Annotated in this window: 19 protein-coding genes and 1 pseudogene; 10 read left to right on the top strand and 10 right to left on the bottom strand. The window is 61.0% G+C overall.

Translation table 11 applies throughout. The features are described 5' to 3' along the window. The 5 genes and pseudogenes from JP75_RS15275 to JP75_RS15255 all read right to left on the bottom strand — a co-directional run. A pseudogene (locus tag JP75_RS15275) lies at window positions 1-864 on the bottom strand (hypothetical protein); the annotation flags it as partial. A gap of 5 nt (window positions 865-869) precedes the next feature. Continuing rightward, window positions 870-1,559, bottom strand: a complete 690-nt coding sequence (locus JP75_RS15270; protein ID WP_280113997.1) for an RNA-binding protein — start codon at window positions 1,557-1,559, stop codon at window positions 870-872. A gap of 24 nt (window positions 1,560-1,583) precedes the next feature. After that, window positions 1,584-3,188: a transcription termination factor NusA gene (gene nusA / locus JP75_RS15265; RefSeq protein ID WP_035084511.1), complete on the bottom strand. Its 1,605-nt coding sequence runs from the start codon at window positions 3,186-3,188 to the stop codon at window positions 1,584-1,586. Then, window positions 3,189-3,818 (bottom strand): ribosome maturation factor RimP, encoded by a 630-nt coding sequence (gene rimP / locus JP75_RS15260; protein ID WP_035084508.1) that lies wholly within the window; start codon window positions 3,816-3,818, stop codon window positions 3,189-3,191. A 129-nt stretch (window positions 3,819-3,947) separates the two neighbouring features. Beyond that, window positions 3,948-4,613 carry a ferredoxin reductase domain-containing protein gene (locus JP75_RS15255; RefSeq protein WP_035084505.1) on the bottom strand — a complete coding sequence of 222 codons (666 nt, stop codon included), beginning with the start codon at window positions 4,611-4,613 and terminating at the stop codon, window positions 3,948-3,950. A gap of 239 nt (window positions 4,614-4,852) precedes the next feature. Between JP75_RS15255 and JP75_RS26290 the strand changes: the two genes are divergently transcribed. Beyond that, entirely contained in the window at window positions 4,853-5,140 is a 288-nt protein-coding gene (locus JP75_RS26290) for a hypothetical protein (protein ID WP_035084502.1), read from the top strand. A 111-nt stretch (window positions 5,141-5,251) separates the two neighbouring features. Here JP75_RS26290 and JP75_RS26285 read toward each other — a convergent pair whose 3' ends face one another. The 3 genes from JP75_RS26285 to metK all read right to left on the bottom strand — a co-directional run bounded on the left by JP75_RS26285 (window position 5,252) and on the right by metK (window position 7,768). Beyond that, complete coding sequence (locus tag JP75_RS26285) at window positions 5,252-5,620, bottom strand: winged helix-turn-helix transcriptional regulator (protein WP_051960751.1); 369 nt, start codon at window positions 5,618-5,620, stop codon at window positions 5,252-5,254. A gap of 110 nt (window positions 5,621-5,730) precedes the next feature. Further along, entirely contained in the window at window positions 5,731-6,435 is a 705-nt protein-coding gene (gene trmB, locus JP75_RS15240; RefSeq protein WP_035084499.1) for a tRNA (guanosine(46)-N7)-methyltransferase TrmB, read from the bottom strand. Window positions 6,436-6,511: 76 nt separating this feature from the next. Then, a complete protein-coding gene (gene metK / locus JP75_RS15235) occupies window positions 6,512-7,768 on the bottom strand; it encodes a methionine adenosyltransferase (protein ID WP_035084497.1) in 1,257 nt (418 codons plus the stop codon). 206 nt (window positions 7,769-7,974) lie between these two features. On the opposite strand from metK, the gene JP75_RS15230 reads away from it, so the two are divergent. The 7 genes from JP75_RS15230 to JP75_RS15200 all read left to right on the top strand — a co-directional run bounded on the left by JP75_RS15230 (window position 7,975) and on the right by JP75_RS15200 (window position 13,436). Next, window positions 7,975-8,589 (top strand): ribonuclease D, encoded by a 615-nt coding sequence (locus JP75_RS15230; RefSeq protein WP_035084495.1) that lies wholly within the window; start codon window positions 7,975-7,977, stop codon window positions 8,587-8,589. 10 nt (window positions 8,590-8,599) lie between these two features. After that, window positions 8,600-9,235 (top strand): hypothetical protein, encoded by a 636-nt coding sequence (locus tag JP75_RS15225; RefSeq protein WP_035084493.1) that lies wholly within the window; start codon window positions 8,600-8,602, stop codon window positions 9,233-9,235. Next, the gene (locus JP75_RS15220; protein WP_035084490.1) at window positions 9,232-9,690 is read left to right on the top strand and encodes an LptA/OstA family protein; all 459 of its coding nucleotides are present in this window, start codon (window positions 9,232-9,234) and stop codon (window positions 9,688-9,690) included. Before JP75_RS15225 ends, JP75_RS15220 begins: the two co-directional genes overlap by 4 nt. Continuing rightward, window positions 9,687-10,436 (top strand): LPS export ABC transporter ATP-binding protein, encoded by a 750-nt coding sequence (gene lptB / locus JP75_RS15215; RefSeq protein ID WP_035084488.1) that lies wholly within the window; start codon window positions 9,687-9,689, stop codon window positions 10,434-10,436. The genes JP75_RS15220 and lptB overlap by 4 nt, the downstream gene beginning before the upstream one ends. A 120-nt stretch (window positions 10,437-10,556) precedes the next feature. Beyond that, window positions 10,557-12,065 (top strand): RNA polymerase factor sigma-54, encoded by a 1,509-nt coding sequence (gene rpoN / locus JP75_RS15210; RefSeq protein WP_035084485.1) that lies wholly within the window; start codon window positions 10,557-10,559, stop codon window positions 12,063-12,065. Between the two features lie 285 nt (window positions 12,066-12,350). Then, window positions 12,351-12,920 carry a ribosome hibernation-promoting factor, HPF/YfiA family gene (hpf, locus tag JP75_RS15205; protein ID WP_035084484.1) on the top strand — a complete coding sequence of 190 codons (570 nt, stop codon included), beginning with the start codon at window positions 12,351-12,353 and terminating at the stop codon, window positions 12,918-12,920. A 48-nt stretch (window positions 12,921-12,968) separates the two neighbouring features. Next, window positions 12,969-13,436, top strand: a complete 468-nt coding sequence (locus tag JP75_RS15200; protein ID WP_035084483.1) for a PTS sugar transporter subunit IIA — start codon at window positions 12,969-12,971, stop codon at window positions 13,434-13,436. A gap of 75 nt (window positions 13,437-13,511) precedes the next feature. On the opposite strand, the gene JP75_RS15195 is transcribed toward JP75_RS15200, so the two are convergent. Together JP75_RS15195 and JP75_RS15190 are read right to left on the bottom strand one after the other, a co-directional pair. Then, a complete protein-coding gene (locus JP75_RS15195) occupies window positions 13,512-13,796 on the bottom strand; it encodes a DUF1150 family protein (protein WP_051960750.1) in 285 nt (94 codons plus the stop codon). A gap of 17 nt (window positions 13,797-13,813) precedes the next feature. Then, window positions 13,814-14,233 (bottom strand): Hsp20 family protein, encoded by a 420-nt coding sequence (locus JP75_RS15190; RefSeq protein WP_035084481.1) that lies wholly within the window; start codon window positions 14,231-14,233, stop codon window positions 13,814-13,816. A gap of 116 nt (window positions 14,234-14,349) precedes the next feature. Between JP75_RS15190 and JP75_RS25395 the strand changes: the two genes are divergently transcribed. Further along, on the top strand, window positions 14,350-15,201 hold the full coding sequence (locus tag JP75_RS25395; protein WP_051960749.1) for a glycosyltransferase family A protein: 852 nt from the start codon (window positions 14,350-14,352) through the stop codon (window positions 15,199-15,201). A 140-nt stretch (window positions 15,202-15,341) separates the two neighbouring features. After that, window positions 15,342-15,542, top strand: a complete 201-nt coding sequence (gene rpmI, locus JP75_RS15180; protein ID WP_035084480.1) for a 50S ribosomal protein L35 — start codon at window positions 15,342-15,344, stop codon at window positions 15,540-15,542. The last annotated feature ends 3 nt before the right edge of the window (window positions 15,543-15,545 follow it).

Below are 15,545 nucleotides of genomic sequence, written 5' to 3'. Positions count from 1 at the left end.
CGGCGCGCCGGTCCGGACGCGACGGCCATCGGCCTCGCTGGGGGCCGCGGGCGGCACATGGCCGATCGGGGCCATGCCGGCGCCGGCGGGACGAGGATCGCCGGCCGGGCGGGTGCCAGTGCCTGCGGGGCGCGTGCCGGTGGAGCCGGCCGGGCGCGTATTGCCGGTCGGACGGGCATTGGGGTTCGGCCGTTCGCCATCGGGGCGCGTATTGGACGGACGCTCGTTGGACGGGCGTTCGCTGCGCTGCGGACGGGCAGACTGGCCGGGACGGCCGGCAACGGTGCGGACCTGCGAGGGGCCGGGATTGCGCTGGCTGGCCGGAACGAAGGGTTCGCGGGCCTGCTCAGGCTCGCGAGCGGCCGGAGCGGGGTTCGGGGTCGAGGCGGCGCGAGCGGCAGCCTCTTCCTCGACGCGGCGGGCTTCGTCGGCCTGGCGGCGTTCTTCTTCCTGGCGCGCCGCTTCTTCGCGCACCTGGCGACGACGATTGTCGTCCTCGATGCGACGGGCTTCTTCAGCGGCGAAGCGTTCCTTGTCCTCGGCGGCGCGGGCACCGGCAAGAGCGAGGGCGCGCTGGCGCGCTTCGGCTTCCGCAGCCGAAAGACCGAGCGCAGGGCGCTGGGTCTGCATGGGGCGGCCCTGGCCGGGACGACCCGAACCGCCGGGGCGGCCGCCACCGGCCGGTGCGCCCGAGGGGACGCCGGCGGGTTTTGGAACCACGCGCGTTCGCTTCTCCACGACCACCGTCGCACGCGAGGGACCGCGCGACGTGCCGGCGCGATTGCCCAGACCCGGACCCCCCTTGAGGGTCAGCGTCTTCTTGGCGCCAGAATCGTCAGAACGCTTGTCGTCGTTATCAGCCATACTTCCTATCGTCTTTCGTCCTGTTCCACGGACAAAAGCACACCGGTTACCGCAGGGCGGTCGGTGTCGTTATCCGTTGGATTGGCACTGTAGCGGGCCAGTCTATTGGCCTTGTCCAGTGCCGATTGGGCTGCCGCCCCTGTCATGAGGGCAGCATGTATCACATTTTCTAGTCCAAGTGCCAAACCCAATTGCACGCTTGAGAGCAATTCGAAATGAGGCACTTGCGGGCCGACTGCGCTGCCCTCGCGGCGGGCGTGATTGAGGGCGCGCAGGGCCCCCAGCATCTTGTTCTTGCCATCGGCCGCGCCATCGGTGGCCGAAAGCAGCGCGATGAGCTGCCCGCCTTCGATGGCGCTTTTCACCTTCATGCCGCCGGAGGTGAACTGGCCGGCCTTTTTCGCCATGGCGAGCGCCGAAGCAAATCTTTGTTCGAGCCGCAGCCGCGTCAGATCCGCCAGATCGGGCGGCACCGTGACGTTTTCTTTCAGGCTCCTCGCAAAAGCCTTTTTACGTACGGCTTCTTCGACGGCCTGATGGCTCAGGGTAATCCAGACCCCGCGCCCTTCGGCCTTGGCATCGGTATCGGGCACGATGGTCCCATCGGGACCCAGCACGAAACGGATCAGCTCCTCAACCGGCTTTTCGAGCCGGGTGAGAGCACACATCCTTATGGTTTCTTCGCGCCGGGCCAAGACATCACCTAAAGAAAGCGGTCCTTAGACCGCTTCCTCCTCGGCTTCGCCACCCACGTCACCGTCCTGGGCAGCCACTTCATCGGCGCTGATCCAGCCGGCACGCAGGCGCGCCTGGAGAATCATGTCTTCGGCTTCTTCGCGGCTCACAGGGAAATCCTTAAAGGTGCCTTCGAAGCGCTTGGTTTCCCCGTCCTTGCGTTCGCTCCAGCCGACGAGATCGTCAGCGGCGCAGCCGGCAAAGTCTTCCACGGTCTTGATGTCTTCCTTGCCGAGCGCCACGAGCATGGCGGCATTGAGGCCCGGAATTTCATAGAGCTCTTCATCGACACCGAGCGCGATACGCTCGTCGTCGAACTTGCGCTCGATCTCGGCGAGATATTCGGCGGCGCGGTTCTGGATTTCGCCGGCCGTCTCTTCGTCGAAGCCTTCAATGGAGGCGATTTCGTTGGGCTCGATATAGGCGAGCTCTTCGACCGAGGAGAAACCCTCGGAAGCCAGTAGTTGGGCAACCATCTCGTCAACGTCAAGGGCCTGCATGAACAGGGTCGAGCGTTCGGTGAATTCCTTGTGGCGGCGTTCGCTCTCTTCCTGCTCGGTCAGGATGTCGATATCCCAACCGATGAGTTGGCTGGCGAGGCGCACGTTCTGGCCGCGGCGGCCGATGGCGAGCGAAAGCTGTTCGTCGGGGACCACGACTTCGATGCGCTCGGCCTGTTCGTCGAGAACGACCTTGGCAACGTCTGCCGGCTGGAGCGCGGAAACCACGAGATCGGCAATGGTATCGGTCCAGGGAATGATGTCGATCTTTTCGCCCTGGAGTTCGGCAACCACGGCCTGAACGCGCGAACCACGCATACCGACGCAGGCGCCGACGGGATCGATCGAAGAATCGTTCGAGGTCACGGCAATCTTGGCGCGCGAGCCAGGATCGCGGGCGATCGAGCGGATGGTGATGACGCCATCGTAGATCTCTGGCACTTCCTGCATGAACAGTTTTGCCATGAACTGCGGGTGCGTGCGGGATAAAAAGATCTGCGGACCGCGCTGTTCGCGGCGCACGTCATAGATGTAAGCGCGCACGCGGTCGCCATAGCGGAACATTTCGCGCGGGATCAGCTCGTCGCGGCGGATGATGGCTTCGCCACGGCCGAGATCGACGATGACATTGCCATATTCGACGCGCTTGACGGTGCCATTGACGATTTCGCCGACGCGGCCGGTATATTCCTCGAACATGCGGTCGCGCTCGGCATCGCGCACCTTCTGCACGATGACCTGCTTGGCCGACTGGGCGGCGATGCGGCCGAATTCCATCGGCGGCAGCGGCTCGGTGAGGAAGTCGCCGACCTTGGCTTCGGGCGACTTGGTCTTGGCGAACTTCAGGTCAACCTGGCGGCTCGGCTCTTCGACTTCGTCGACGATTTCAAGGAGGCGCCACATGCGGGTTTCGCCCGAGCGCGGATTGATCTCGACCTTGATCTCGGTCTCGGCGCCATAGCGGCCCTTGGCGGCCTTTTCCATGGCATCCTGCATCGCCTCGATCACGACCATGCGGTCGATCGACTTTTCACGGGCGACGGCATCAGCGATCTGCAAAAGCTCGAGGCGATTCGCGCTAACGGCCATTTAGTTGTTCTCCTTGGAGACGTCTTCGTCGTCATTGTCGGCATCGGCATATTCGACCGTTTCGGTCTCATCGTCGTCGATCGGGTGCAATTCCTGATCGGCGCGGGCCATATCCATCAATTTGTCGGTCATTACGAGCTTGGCATCCGCAATGGTTGGGAAGCTGAGCTTGTGGTCGGGGTCGGTGCCGCCCGGTGCGTCGGGCAGGCGGATCGTCACGCCCTCGTCGTCCACGGCAATGATGTCGCCGCGAAAACGCTTGCGGCCATTGATCATGTCGAGGAGTTCGACCTTGGCCTCATGGCCGAGGAAACGCTCGAAATCGCGCTTGCGCACCAGCGGGCGGTCGATGCCGGCGGAGGAAACTTCGAGATGATATTCGCGGTCGATGGGGTCTTCCACATCGAGGACCGGCGAGAGATCCTTGGAGAGAGCCTCGCAGTCATTGATGTTGAAGCGGCCATTCTCGTCCTCGGCCATGATCTGCAGGGTGCAGCCATTTTCCGGGGTGATTTTCACACGCACGAGCGAATAGCCAAGACCATTGGCGACCGGCTCGACAATGCGCGAAATTCGGGCTTCGAGGCCGGTTTCCTTGATGTAGCGTTTCTCGGTGAGATCGAAAGCCATTGGGTCCCAGATAAGCAAAAAGAGCGGGGCCGGTCAGGGCACCACTCTCTGTATGAGAGCAACGATGTTATCCTCATATAGCCCCGCTCCCGGCAAAAGGCAAGGTCGGAGCTATTAGGCGGGCTCTCGCTATCTCTCCCAGGTCACATTGGAGACATCGGCCCCAAGCTCCTCAAGAAAGTCGCGCAGGTCTTTCACCATGGGGTCGGGCCCGCACAGATAAAAATTCTGGTCGAAATTGCCGACATGGCGTTTGAGAAAATCGGCGTCGATCCGCTCCTGCAGCAGTTTCGACTTCTGGTCATTGGTAACGGTCCAGAGCGTTTCGAGCCCATCCATGGCCTCGAATTCATCGCGCAGGATGATGTCCTTTTCGGTCTGGTTGGAGACGATCAACCGATTGCCGGCGATTTTTCCCGTCGCATTGAGATGGCGCAAAATCGCAATGAAGGGGGTGACGCCGGCCCCGCCGGCAATGAAGGTGCCAGGTCCGCGATATTGGATCGTGCCCCAGACATCGCGCAGGATCAGTTTGTCGCCGGCCCCGAGCGACCAGAGTTCGTTGGTGACCCCGCTATGGTCGAAATAGCTCTTGATGGTGAATTCGAGATTGTCCGCATCGGGGAGGCAGGTGAAGGTGAACGGGCGCTTCTTGTCTTGCCAGCCGTCGCGATCGATGCTGACCTCGGTCGCCTGGCCGGGCGAAAAATTGTAGCCCTTGGGGCGCTTCAGCCGATAGTGCCTGACATTGTGGGTGACGGGCACTGTGTCGAGAATATCAACGTGAATCTCCATGACGCGCTCCTTGCTGTCCCAGCACAACCCTGAGGCCTATCGGGCGGTTCCGGGTCTTGTCACCAGGAGGGAACCAGGTTCCCTCGGGAGAACCGGGTTTCTTTGTAACCACCTGATTTACTTGTGAAACCGTCGGGACGTTGTCGCTTCTTTCAAGAGCAAGATTCTTGTTTTTCGTGTCTTGGAGCCGAATTTTGACGGCCCATCTCTGGTGTGTTCAAACGAAAGGAACACCCAAAATGATCAAGAACAGCATCCTTGCCCTCACCACTGCCGTCCTCGTTGCCGGCGCCGCCCTGCCGACCTTTGCCGCTCCTGCCCCGGTCGAAGCCACCAATGTCGACACCAGCAACCTGACTGATGAAGATGCAAATGACTATACGCTGCTGCGCCTCCATGAAAAGGGCATCAACGCCACCTCGATCGAAGAATGGAACGGCAAGATCCGCGCCTTCGTGGTCCAGGACGACGGCACCCAGGCCATGCAGCTTTTCGACGCTGACAGCCTTGCTCCCGTCGGCCTCTAACCTCTCCGCCCGTCGCGCCTTCGGCTGGAAGGGTGATATCACCCTTCCCGGATGCGCTCTGGGTCAGACGCTCCTGGCGCTGCCGGTCTTCGGCGGCGCCCGAAGGCTCCCCTAGCGGAGGCTGATATTGTTCGAGAGATCGAAATTTTGCCGTGCGGCGGCGACGGCGTCGCGATTGCGCACCACAAAGGCCCGGCAGGCATCGACGAGATCGAGCAGGTCCTGGCCCAATTCGGTCAAGGCATAATCCACCCGCGGCGGGATGGTCGCAAAGGCCGTGCGGGAAATAAAACCGTCGCGCTCGAGTTCGCGCAGCGTGGCCGCCAGGGTTTTCTGGGAAATCCCTTCCATGGCGCGACGCAACTCGTTGAAGCGCCGCGTTCCGGTGCTCAATTCCGCCACCACGACCAGCGTCCATTTTCCCGTTCGCATCGCCAGGAAGCTATTGTCCTCGTGCGAAAAGGAAAGCGTGCTGGACATTTTTGAGGCTCCGGAACCGGTCGGCGTCCAGCCGATATGGGGAGCGATTGCCAAAGGTCCAGTGCCGCGACGAGCGAACTTGTCGTTCGCCGTCATGAAACGGTTAAGAATTAGCGCCGATCAAACGTGAAATAGAAGCTGATCATGCGCCCTTCGCGGCGCGCCTTCTGTTCGTAGCGCGTCGGCTGCCAGCCCGGATATGGCGTGTGCCATGCGCCCGGCGCTTCGGGCACGAAGGAGAATTCCGGCTCGCGCACGATATGGGCGAGGGTCCAATTGGCATAATCCTCGATATCGCTGGCGAAGTGGAATTTTCCGCCCGGGCGGATGACGCGGGCCAATTCCTTGAGCGTCACCGGTGACACGAAGCGGCGCTTGTGGTGGCGCGTCTTCGGCCAGGGATCGGGATAGAGCAGATAAACCGCATCAATGCTGGCATCGGGCAGCGTGACGAGCAGTTTTAGCGCGTCATCGGTGAAAAGCCGGACATTGCGGAGATTTTTGGCGATGGCCGCCTGCACCATCTTGCCGATGCCACCGGTAAAAACCTCGCAGCCGATAAAGCCGGTTTCCGGTTCTTCCTCGGCTTTTCGCGCCAGATGTTCGCCGCCGCCATAGCCGATCTCGATGACCAAGCGCTTTGCCTCGGGAAAAAGCGTCTGGGTATCGAGATGATCCGTGAGCGTGATTTCCAGTTCGGGCAGGGTCTCGTCGACCATGGCCTTTTGACCACCATGCAGTTTCTTACCGGAACGGCGGCCGAAAAAGGCGCGGGGTTCGCCGTCACGGGTTTTGGGGAGCTGGTGGTCGGTCATGGCAAGTAAATTTCAAAAACGAAGGCCTCTCCCCCGCATCGCGGAAAAGAGGCCTTGGGTCAATCGTTCGTATGAATCAGGCGACGGCGGCCTTGAGGGCCTTTACGAGGTCCGTCTTCTCCCAGGAGAAGCTGCCATCGCGGCCCGGCTTGCGGCCGAAATGGCCATAGGCCGAGGTTTTCGCGTAGATCGGTTTGTTGAGGTCGAGATGGGTGCGGATGCCGCGCGGGGTCAGGTCCATCACCTCGGCGAGGGCCTTTTCGAGCTTGGCCTCATCGACCTTGCCGGTGCCGTGCAGGTCGACATAGATCGACAGTGGCTTCGCGACGCCGATGGCATAGGAAAGCTGGATCGTGGCGCGATCGGCAAGGCCGGCGGCAACGACGTTCTTGGCGAGATAGCGGGCGGCATAAGCCGCCGAACGGTCGACCTTGGTCGGGTCCTTGCCCGAGAAGGCGCCGCCACCATGGGGCGCTGCGCCACCATAGGTGTCCACGATGATCTTGCGGCCGGTCAGGCCCGCATCGCCATCGGGGCCGCCGACAACGAACTTGCCGGTCGGATTGACGTGCCAGACCGTCTCGTCGTTGATCCAGCCTTCCGGCAGCGCTTCACGGATATAGGGTTCGACAATTTTCCGGACATCCGAAGAGGTCAGGTTTTCATCGAGATGCTGGGTCGAGAGCACGATCTGGGTGACCCCGACCGGCTTGCCGTCTTCATAGCGCACCGTCACCTGGCTCTTGGCATCGGGGCCAAGCTTGCCGGCGGGGCCATGATTGGCCTTGCGGGCCTCGGTGATGGTCTCGAGAATCTTGTGCGCATAGTAGATCGGGGCGGGCAAGAGTTCAGGGGTTTCGCGCGAAGCGTAGCCGAACATGATGCCCTGGTCGCCGGCGCCGACATCCTTGTTGCCGCTTTCGTCGACACCCTGTGCAATATCGGCCGACTGGCCGTGCAGCAGCACGTCGATCTTGGCGGTCTTCCAATGGAAACCGGACTGTTCGTAGCCAATGGCGCGAATGGCCTTGCGGGCAGCCGACTTGAATTTCGACGGGCTGACGATGGGCGCGCCGGAAGCGTCCTTGATGACCTTGCCGTCCTTATCCTTCTTCAGCAGCGTTTCGGGCACGCGCACTTCGCCGGCGATGACGACGCGATTGGTGGTGGCGAGGGTTTCGCAGGCGATGCGGACCTGGCTTGCGTCCATGCCGACCTTCTTGGCCTCACGGAAAACCAGGTCGACGATTTCGTCCGAAATCCGGTCGCAGACCTTGTCTGGGTGACCCTCGGAGACCGACTCAGAGGTGAAGTGATAGGACGAACGGGCCACGCAACTGCTCCGAAAATGCAAAAAATGCCCCCAAAATGGGCCAAACTGACCGTTTTGTGACATTGTGCGCCCGCTGGGTCAAGGGAGATATAAAGAAAGCTTGATATGATCCATGCGCAGGGTTGAGCATTTCTTGCCTTGGCGTGGTGCCTTTCCATCGCCGTCTTGCTGTGCCAATGAAAGCAAAACCGAAGAATGGAAAAACCATGGCCATCAGAGTGCATCGCGGCGATCTGCCAAACCTCTCCAATTACGGGCGCGAGGTGGCGATCGACACGGAAACCATGGGGCTCGATCCGCATCGCGACCGGCTTTGCCTGGTGCAGCTTTCCCCCGGCGATGGCAGTGCCGACATCATCCAGATCCCGCAGAACGCCACCGAGGCGCCGAATCTGGTTCGCCTCCTAACCGATCCCGGCGTCACCAAAATCTTTCACTATGCGCGCTTTGACGTTGCTGTGCTGCAGCAGCGTTTTGGTGTCGTCACCGGACCGATCTATTGCACCAAGATCGCCTCGCGGCTGGTTCGGACCTATACCGATCGCCACGGCCTGAAGGAACTGGCGCGCGAACTGCTCAATGTTGATCTTTCCAAGCAGCAGCAGAGCTCGGACTGGGGCAATGAGAAGCTGACCGATGCGCAGCTCGACTATGCCGCCTCCGACGTTCTCTATCTCCATGATTTGAAACGCCATCTCGACCGCATGCTCAAGCGTGAGAATCGCATGGAACTGGCGCAATCCTGCTTCGATTTTGTGAAAACCCGTTGCGCCCTCGATCTCATGGGGTGGCAGGAGACGGATATTTTCGCTCATAGCTGAGGAACAGCCCTTGGCCTTTGCCGATCAGCCCGGCCGGACCCGCAAGTATAAACGCCTCACCCGCCGTAACCGCGTGGTGGGTCTCTTGCGGTTTGCCGTGCCGGCCGTGGGTTCGGTCCTGCTGATTGCCCTTCTGGTCCAGATCACGATTTCGAGTTTTGGCGCGCGCTTTGGCATCGGCAAGATCGAGGTGACGCCTGATCGCATTCGGGTCGAAACGCCGGAATATGCCGGCACGCTGACCGACGGCTCGACCTATCGCGTCTGGGCCGAAGAAGCCGCCGCCGCCATCGACAATACCGATCTCGTGACCATGACCAATGTGCGGGTGATGCTCGAGCGCACGGACGGGGTGCGGCGCGAGGCTTCGGCCGCGGATGCCGTTCTCGATACGGTCAATCAGCAGATACGCATCGAAAACGGCACGGAAATCAGCGAATCGAGTGGCATTTCCGGACATCTCAGCGATTCGGTTTTCGACTGGGCCAGCCAGACACTGACCTCCAATGGTCCGGTGGTGATCAACTATTCCGACGGCTCCACCGTTAAGGCCGAGGGACTGGTGCACGAGGCCGAGCATAACCGCTGGACTTTCACCAAGGCGGTCGTCACCTTGCCCGCTACCCCGGGAGAAGAGCAGGAATGAATCCCAGTCGCTTCGCGTTGATCGCTGTTTTTTTGGCCCTTTTCGCTGCGCCCGCGCTGGCCCAGACCGCGGTGCAGATCTCGGCTGACAGTTTCACCATCGAGGAGGGCACCAAGGAGGCGGTGTTCACCGGTAATGTGGTGATCAAGCATCCAACGGTGAACGTCTGGGCCGAAAAGGTCGTCGCCACCTATGGCGATGGCGGCACCAGCGACATCAAGAGCTTTGAGGCGACCGGCAAGGTAAAGCTCGAAACCGACGAGCAGACGGCGACCGGCGATCGCGCCGTGTTCTCGCCGGGCGATCAATTGCTTCGTCTGACTGGCAATGTGCAAGTCAGCAATGCCGCCGGCAGCGTCAATGCGCAGGAACTGGTGGTTAATCTCGCCACCAATGTCTCGACCTTTAGCGCCAGCGAAGGCGGGCGCGTCACCGGGACTTTTACCACCCAATGAGCGAGAAGCCGCGCATAGACCAATCGGGCTGGCTCGTCGCCCAGGGCCTGGCCAAGAGTTTTGGCAAGCGCACGGTCGTGCGCGATGTGTCCCTGGCCGTGCGCCGCGGCGAGGCGGTGGGTCTTTTGGGGCCTAATGGCGCCGGCAAGACCACGGTTTTTACCATGATCATGGGCCTCGTGCGGCCCGATGCGGGAAAAATCCAGCTCGATGGCAATGACATTACCCAGCTGCCGCTGTTCCAGCGTGGGCAGCTCGGCGTCGGTTATCTGCCCCAGGAGCCGTCCATTTTCCGGGGTATGAGCGTCGAAGGCAATATTCTGGCTATTTTGGAAAACACCGTGAGGGGTCGGGCCGAGCGCAAGCGGCGGCTCAAGCAGCTGCTCGACGAGTTTTCCATTTCCCATCTCGCCAAGTCCAATGCCCTCTCGCTTTCGGGTGGCGAGCGGCGGCGCGTCGAGATCGCCCGCGCGCTGGCGGCCGAGCCGATCTTCATGCTGCTCGACGAACCCTTTGCCGGCGTCGACCCCATTGCCGTGGCCGAAGTGAAGGGGCTGGTGCGACAGCTTACACAGCGCGGCATCGGCGTGCTTATCACCGACCATGCCGTGCGCGAGACGCTGGGCCTGGTCGATCGCGCCTATGTTATTCACGGCGGCTCGGTGATGATTCAGGGCAAGCCCGAAACGATTTCGGCCAGCCCCGAAGCGCGGCGCGTCTATCTCGGCGAAAGCTTCGAACTTTAGAAGTCTTTGGAACTGGCACGGAACTTGCCCTGACGCTTGCCCTTGCCGATGAAATCAGCCATGTTGCGCGCGGGAAGCCGCCCTTCGGGGCATTGCATGACGCGCCAAGAGGTTGAATAGATGGCACTTTCGCCGCGGCTGGAGTTTCGCCAGGCCCAGAGCCTGACGCTGACGCCGCAGCTCATGCAGTCGATCAAACTGCTGCAATTGAGCCATCTCGAACTCAACGATTTCGTCGACGCCGAACTCCTGCGCAATCCCCTGCTCGAACGCGAGGAGGGTAGCGAAAGTGCTGAAGCCGAGCCGGCGGAAGCGCCGGAACGCGCGGTTGAACTCAGCGCCTATGAGGACACGGTTGCCCAGGGCGACCGCATCAAGGATGCCGATCAGATCGCCGAGGGCTATGACACTGCGGTCGAGAACGTCTTTCCCGAATCCAATCCCAATGAGATGGGCAGTGTCACCGGGCCCGATCGCAATGGCAGTTTTGAGGGCGGCGAAGCGCCCGATCTCGACCAGTTCGTCGCCTCGCGTCCGCGCCTGTCCGATCATCTTGAAGCGCAGGCGCAGATGCTGTTGCGCACCCAGGCTGACCGGTTGATCGGGCAACACCTGATCGATGGCCTCAACGAGGCCGGCTATCTCACCGTTGAACTCGAAGCCGTTGCCGAGCTGCTCGGCGCCGAACTCGGCGATGTCGAGGCTGTGCTGGGTGCCCTGCAAACCTGCGATCCCATCGGCGTTTTTGCCCGCTCGGTTGCCGAATGCATGGCGCTGCAATTGCGCGAGCGCAATCGGCTCGATCCCATGATGCAACGCCTGCTCGATAATCTGGGCCTTGTCGCCGAGCACAATATGGCGGGCCTGATGAAGGCCGTCGGCTGCGATCGCGAGGATCTCTCCGATATGCTGGGCGAATTGCGCCTGCTCGATCCGCGTCCGGGCCTCGCCTTTGACAGCGCGCCGATTGAGGCGGTGGTACCAGACGTTTTCGTTCGCTCGGGGCCCGATGGCGGCTGGCAGGTGGAGCTCAATACCGAGACGCTGCCGAGGGTGCTGGTCAATCGCGTCTACTACGCCAGCGTCACCAAGAAGACCCGCGATACCGCCGAAAAGACCTTTCTGTCCGACTGCCTGCAAACGGCCAATTGGCTGACCAAGAGCCTCGACCAGCGCGCCCAGACCATTACCAAGGTGGCTGCGGAAATCGTGCGCCAGCAGGATGGGTTTCTCACCCATGGCGTCGCGCATCTCAAGCCGATGACGCTCAAAATGGTCGCCGAAGAAATCGAAATGCATGAATCGACAGTGAGTCGCGTCACGGCCAACAAATATATGGCGACGCCGCGCGGTCTCTACGAGATGAAATACTTCTTCACCACGGCCATTGCTTCGGCCGATGGCGGCGGCGATCATTCGGCCGAGGCCGTGCGCCATCGGATCAAGCAGCTCATCGATGCGGAACCGGCGAGCGATATTCTCTCGGATGACACGATCGCGGAAATGCTGCGCAAGGAACAGGGCATCGACGTCGCCCGGCGCACCGTCGCCAAATACCGCGAGGGGATGAATATCCCTTCTTCGGTGATCCGCCGTCGTCAGAAAAAGGCGCTGCAGAAGATCGCCTGAGACGGTCTCGGCGATGCTGCGTCACTTCGTCCCGCCGCGCCGATGGCGGCAGCAAAAACTGCGCTGAATCTGCGGTGGGAAGGCTATTCCAGCTCTTTCCCCCTGTCACCCTCTCATTTGGACATGCCGGGCATGATGCGGATTGCCCCTCTTCCCTCCTGGGTCTAGCATCCTCATGTCTGTCACCCCACATGATGGTGGTGACAGTAGGCAGGAACCCGGATGTCGGGAGATCGGCTTCGGGACCTCTTGCGTCGAACACACGACCGAAAGGAAGAAGAAGCTATGGCCTTGCGCGTTTCGGGAAAGAACATGGATGTTGGCGATGCTCTGCGCGGTAAAGCGGAGGATCACTTTTCCACCGTTGTCGGAAAGTATTTCGACGGCGGCTATGACGGCCATCTGACCCTCACTCCAGACGGCATCGGCTTCCGTGCCGATTGCGTTGTCCACCTCGATTCCGGCGCGACGCTGCAGGCCAGCGCCCAGGGGGGCGACGCGACCTCGGCCTTCGAAGTCATGGCGCTCAATATCGAAAAGCGTCTGCGGCGTTACAACCGCAAGCTCAAGCAGCACCGCAAGGGCAATGGCGCTGATGGCGTCACGGCGCAATACACCGTTTTCGGGGCTTCGGACGACTTCGACGAGCTCGACGAGGACTATGCTCCGCCCGTGGTTGCCGAGACCACCAAGAACCTCCGCCAGATGAGCGTCGAGGAGGCCGTAATGGAGCTCGACCTCTCGGGTCAGAATGTTGTGATGTTCCGCCACGCTGGACATGGCGGCCTGAATGTGGTCTACCGCCGCGCGGACGGCAATATAGGCTGGATTGATCCCGCTCTCGGGGCAAATTGATAAGCCCGACTGCCGTAGAAAAGCTGAAGTAGAGCCCAAGGCAGACTAATGGAATTGGCTGACATTCTGGCAGAGGAAGCCGTACTTGACTGTACGGGTGTCACCTCGAAGCGCCAGCTGTTTGACATCTTGTCCAAAAAGGCTTCCGAGATCACCGGCAAGGACCAGAACGATATCCTTGCGGCCATTGCCGGCCGCGAGGAATTGGGGTCGACCGGCCTCGGGAACGGCATTGCCATTCCCCATGGGAAGCTCAATGGTCTCAAGGGCGTAACGGCCGTTTTCGCGCGGCTCGATACGCCCATCGACTTCGACGCCGTCGATGACCAGCCGGTCGATGTGGTGATCATGCTGCTCGCGCCTGTCGGCGCCGGTGCCGATCATTTGAAGGCTCTGTCGCGCGTCGCGCGGCTCCTGCGCACGGAAAGCGTGATCGACCAGTTGCGGCGGGAAACCGACGTGAAGCGTCTCTATGCGCTGCTGACGACGCCGCTTGAAGATTCCTGCGCCGCCTGAGGCGCAGGCTACCGAAATTGAAAACCCCGCGGATCGACCTGATCCGCGGGGTTTTTCTTTTGGCTTGGGCCGACCCTAGTGGAGAGTGGCAAGCCCCAGATTCTTGTCGCCGAGCCATTCGGCTACGGCATCGGCTGTATCGGCAACCATCAGCGGCGTGCCATCGGCCGACATGACGAGCTGGTAGAGCTCGGCATCGTTGAATTCTGCGTCGTGGATCATGTGCGACAGCACGAGACCGGAAACCGGCTTGATATAGGCCACGGCACTGCCCCCCAGGGCAGCGAACTGGGCTTCGGTCAGGTCCCGAAGCGGGTGCACATCGGCAGGAACGGCGTCGGTATTGCGTCTATCCATCATTTTTTTGGCCCTTTCCTTTACAGCGAGCGAATGTCGATACGGCGGGCAAGCTTGGGCGCGCGAGGACGCTCAAGAGCAATAACGAGCATGCCATGGCTCAAAGTTGCATCTTTCACGATCATTCCATCGGCAAGGAGGAAGGTGCGCTGGAATTGCCTGGCGGCAATTCCCCGGTGCAGGAATTCCCGCCCCGGCTCATCCTTCTGCTTTCCGCGAACATTGAGCTGGTTGTCTTCGTTCATCACTTCGAGTTCGGATTCGGAAAATCCGGCAACGGCGATGGAGATGATGAAGCGTTCCGACCCGTCTTCGCCGACGGTGCGCTCGATATTGTAAGGGGGGTAGCCGTCCGCAGACCGGGCAAGCCGATCGATCCTTTCCTCAAAGCTGTCGAAGCCGAGGAGAAAAGGAGCGGAAAAGACCGATATACGCGACATCTACGCCGTCCTTGTTTCAAGCAAGCAACGAATACTGTCGACCCAAAGTTCTGGCATCGACAGGCTGACGCAGATATGGGTCCTATGGCCTGCCTGTTCAAGCCTGAGGGGCTTTCATGACCCAGTCGAAAACCGTCGCCGTCATCACCCCCGCCTTTCGGGCCCAGGACACGCTCCCCACCACGGTGCAAAGCGTTCTCACCCAGACCCATGCGGACTGGCAGCATTTTATCATTGCCGATGATGGTTTTGATTACGCGGCCTTTCTCGATGGGCAGGGATTGCGCGACGAGCGGCAGGTTTTCATGACCAGCGGCGGCACAGGCACTGGTGCCTCGCGGACGCGCAACGTGGCGCTGGAACAGTTGACCGTGCCCTATGTCGCCATTCTCGATGCCGACGATCGCCTGAAAGTGCAAAAGCTGGAACAGGCGGTGGCGGCGCTCGAAAACCACGCGATCGTGACGACGGCGCTCGATGTCATGACCATGGAATTTGATCACCTGCGCTATGTCGGGGATGGACCGGATCGGGAACTGACCCCGGGCGAGCACAAATGGGTGAGCCTATCTATGGATTCCATGGTGGTCTGGGATCGGACCAAGACCGATGCTCGCTATGACCCGACACTGAGCAATATGACCGATCTGGAACTGCTGCTGCAGCTCTATGGCAAGGCGCCGCTCTCCATGCATCTCGGTACGCCGCTCCATGACTACATCAAGCGCGATGGCTCGATGAGCAATGGCAAGGATGTGGCGGCGGGGATGATTGCGTCGAAGACCGAAATTTTGCGGCGGCTCGAAGCCGGTTTTTATGGGCTTTCGGCGGTTGATGTGGCGGGCGTCGCACGGTTCCTGCGCGTGTCGCTGGCGGCCGAGGCGGCCTATGGGGCAGCGCTGAGGGAAGAGCCCGGCCTACTCTTTGAAAATCACATCGAACCCATGCTGAAAGCGGCACGGGCGTAAATCTCTGAGGCCTTGCCTTTCCGCCCCGTTCCCCCTATAGAGCGCCATCTCCGGACCGCCCGGCCAAAAGGCATGCCGTGGCGGTCTTTGAAAGCGACGGGCTCGCAAGAGCCTGTTTAAGACCAATAAGGACCCGCAAAATGCCCAAGATGAAGACCAAGTCCGGCGCCAAGAAGCGTTTCAGCTTCACCGCCTCGGGTAAGGTGAAGGCCGGCGTTGCCGGCAAGCGTCACCGCCTGATCAGCCACAACGCCAAGTACATCCGCACCAACCGCGGCACCAAGATCCTGTCCAAGGGCGACGAGGGTCTGGTTAAGTGGTACATGCCGTACAACCGCTAAGCT

This window comes from Devosia riboflavina (assembly GCF_000743575.1).
Taxonomy (GTDB): Bacteria; Pseudomonadota; Alphaproteobacteria; order Rhizobiales; family Devosiaceae; genus Devosia; species Devosia riboflavina.
This window is presented reverse-complemented; position numbering and strand designations above follow the sequence as displayed.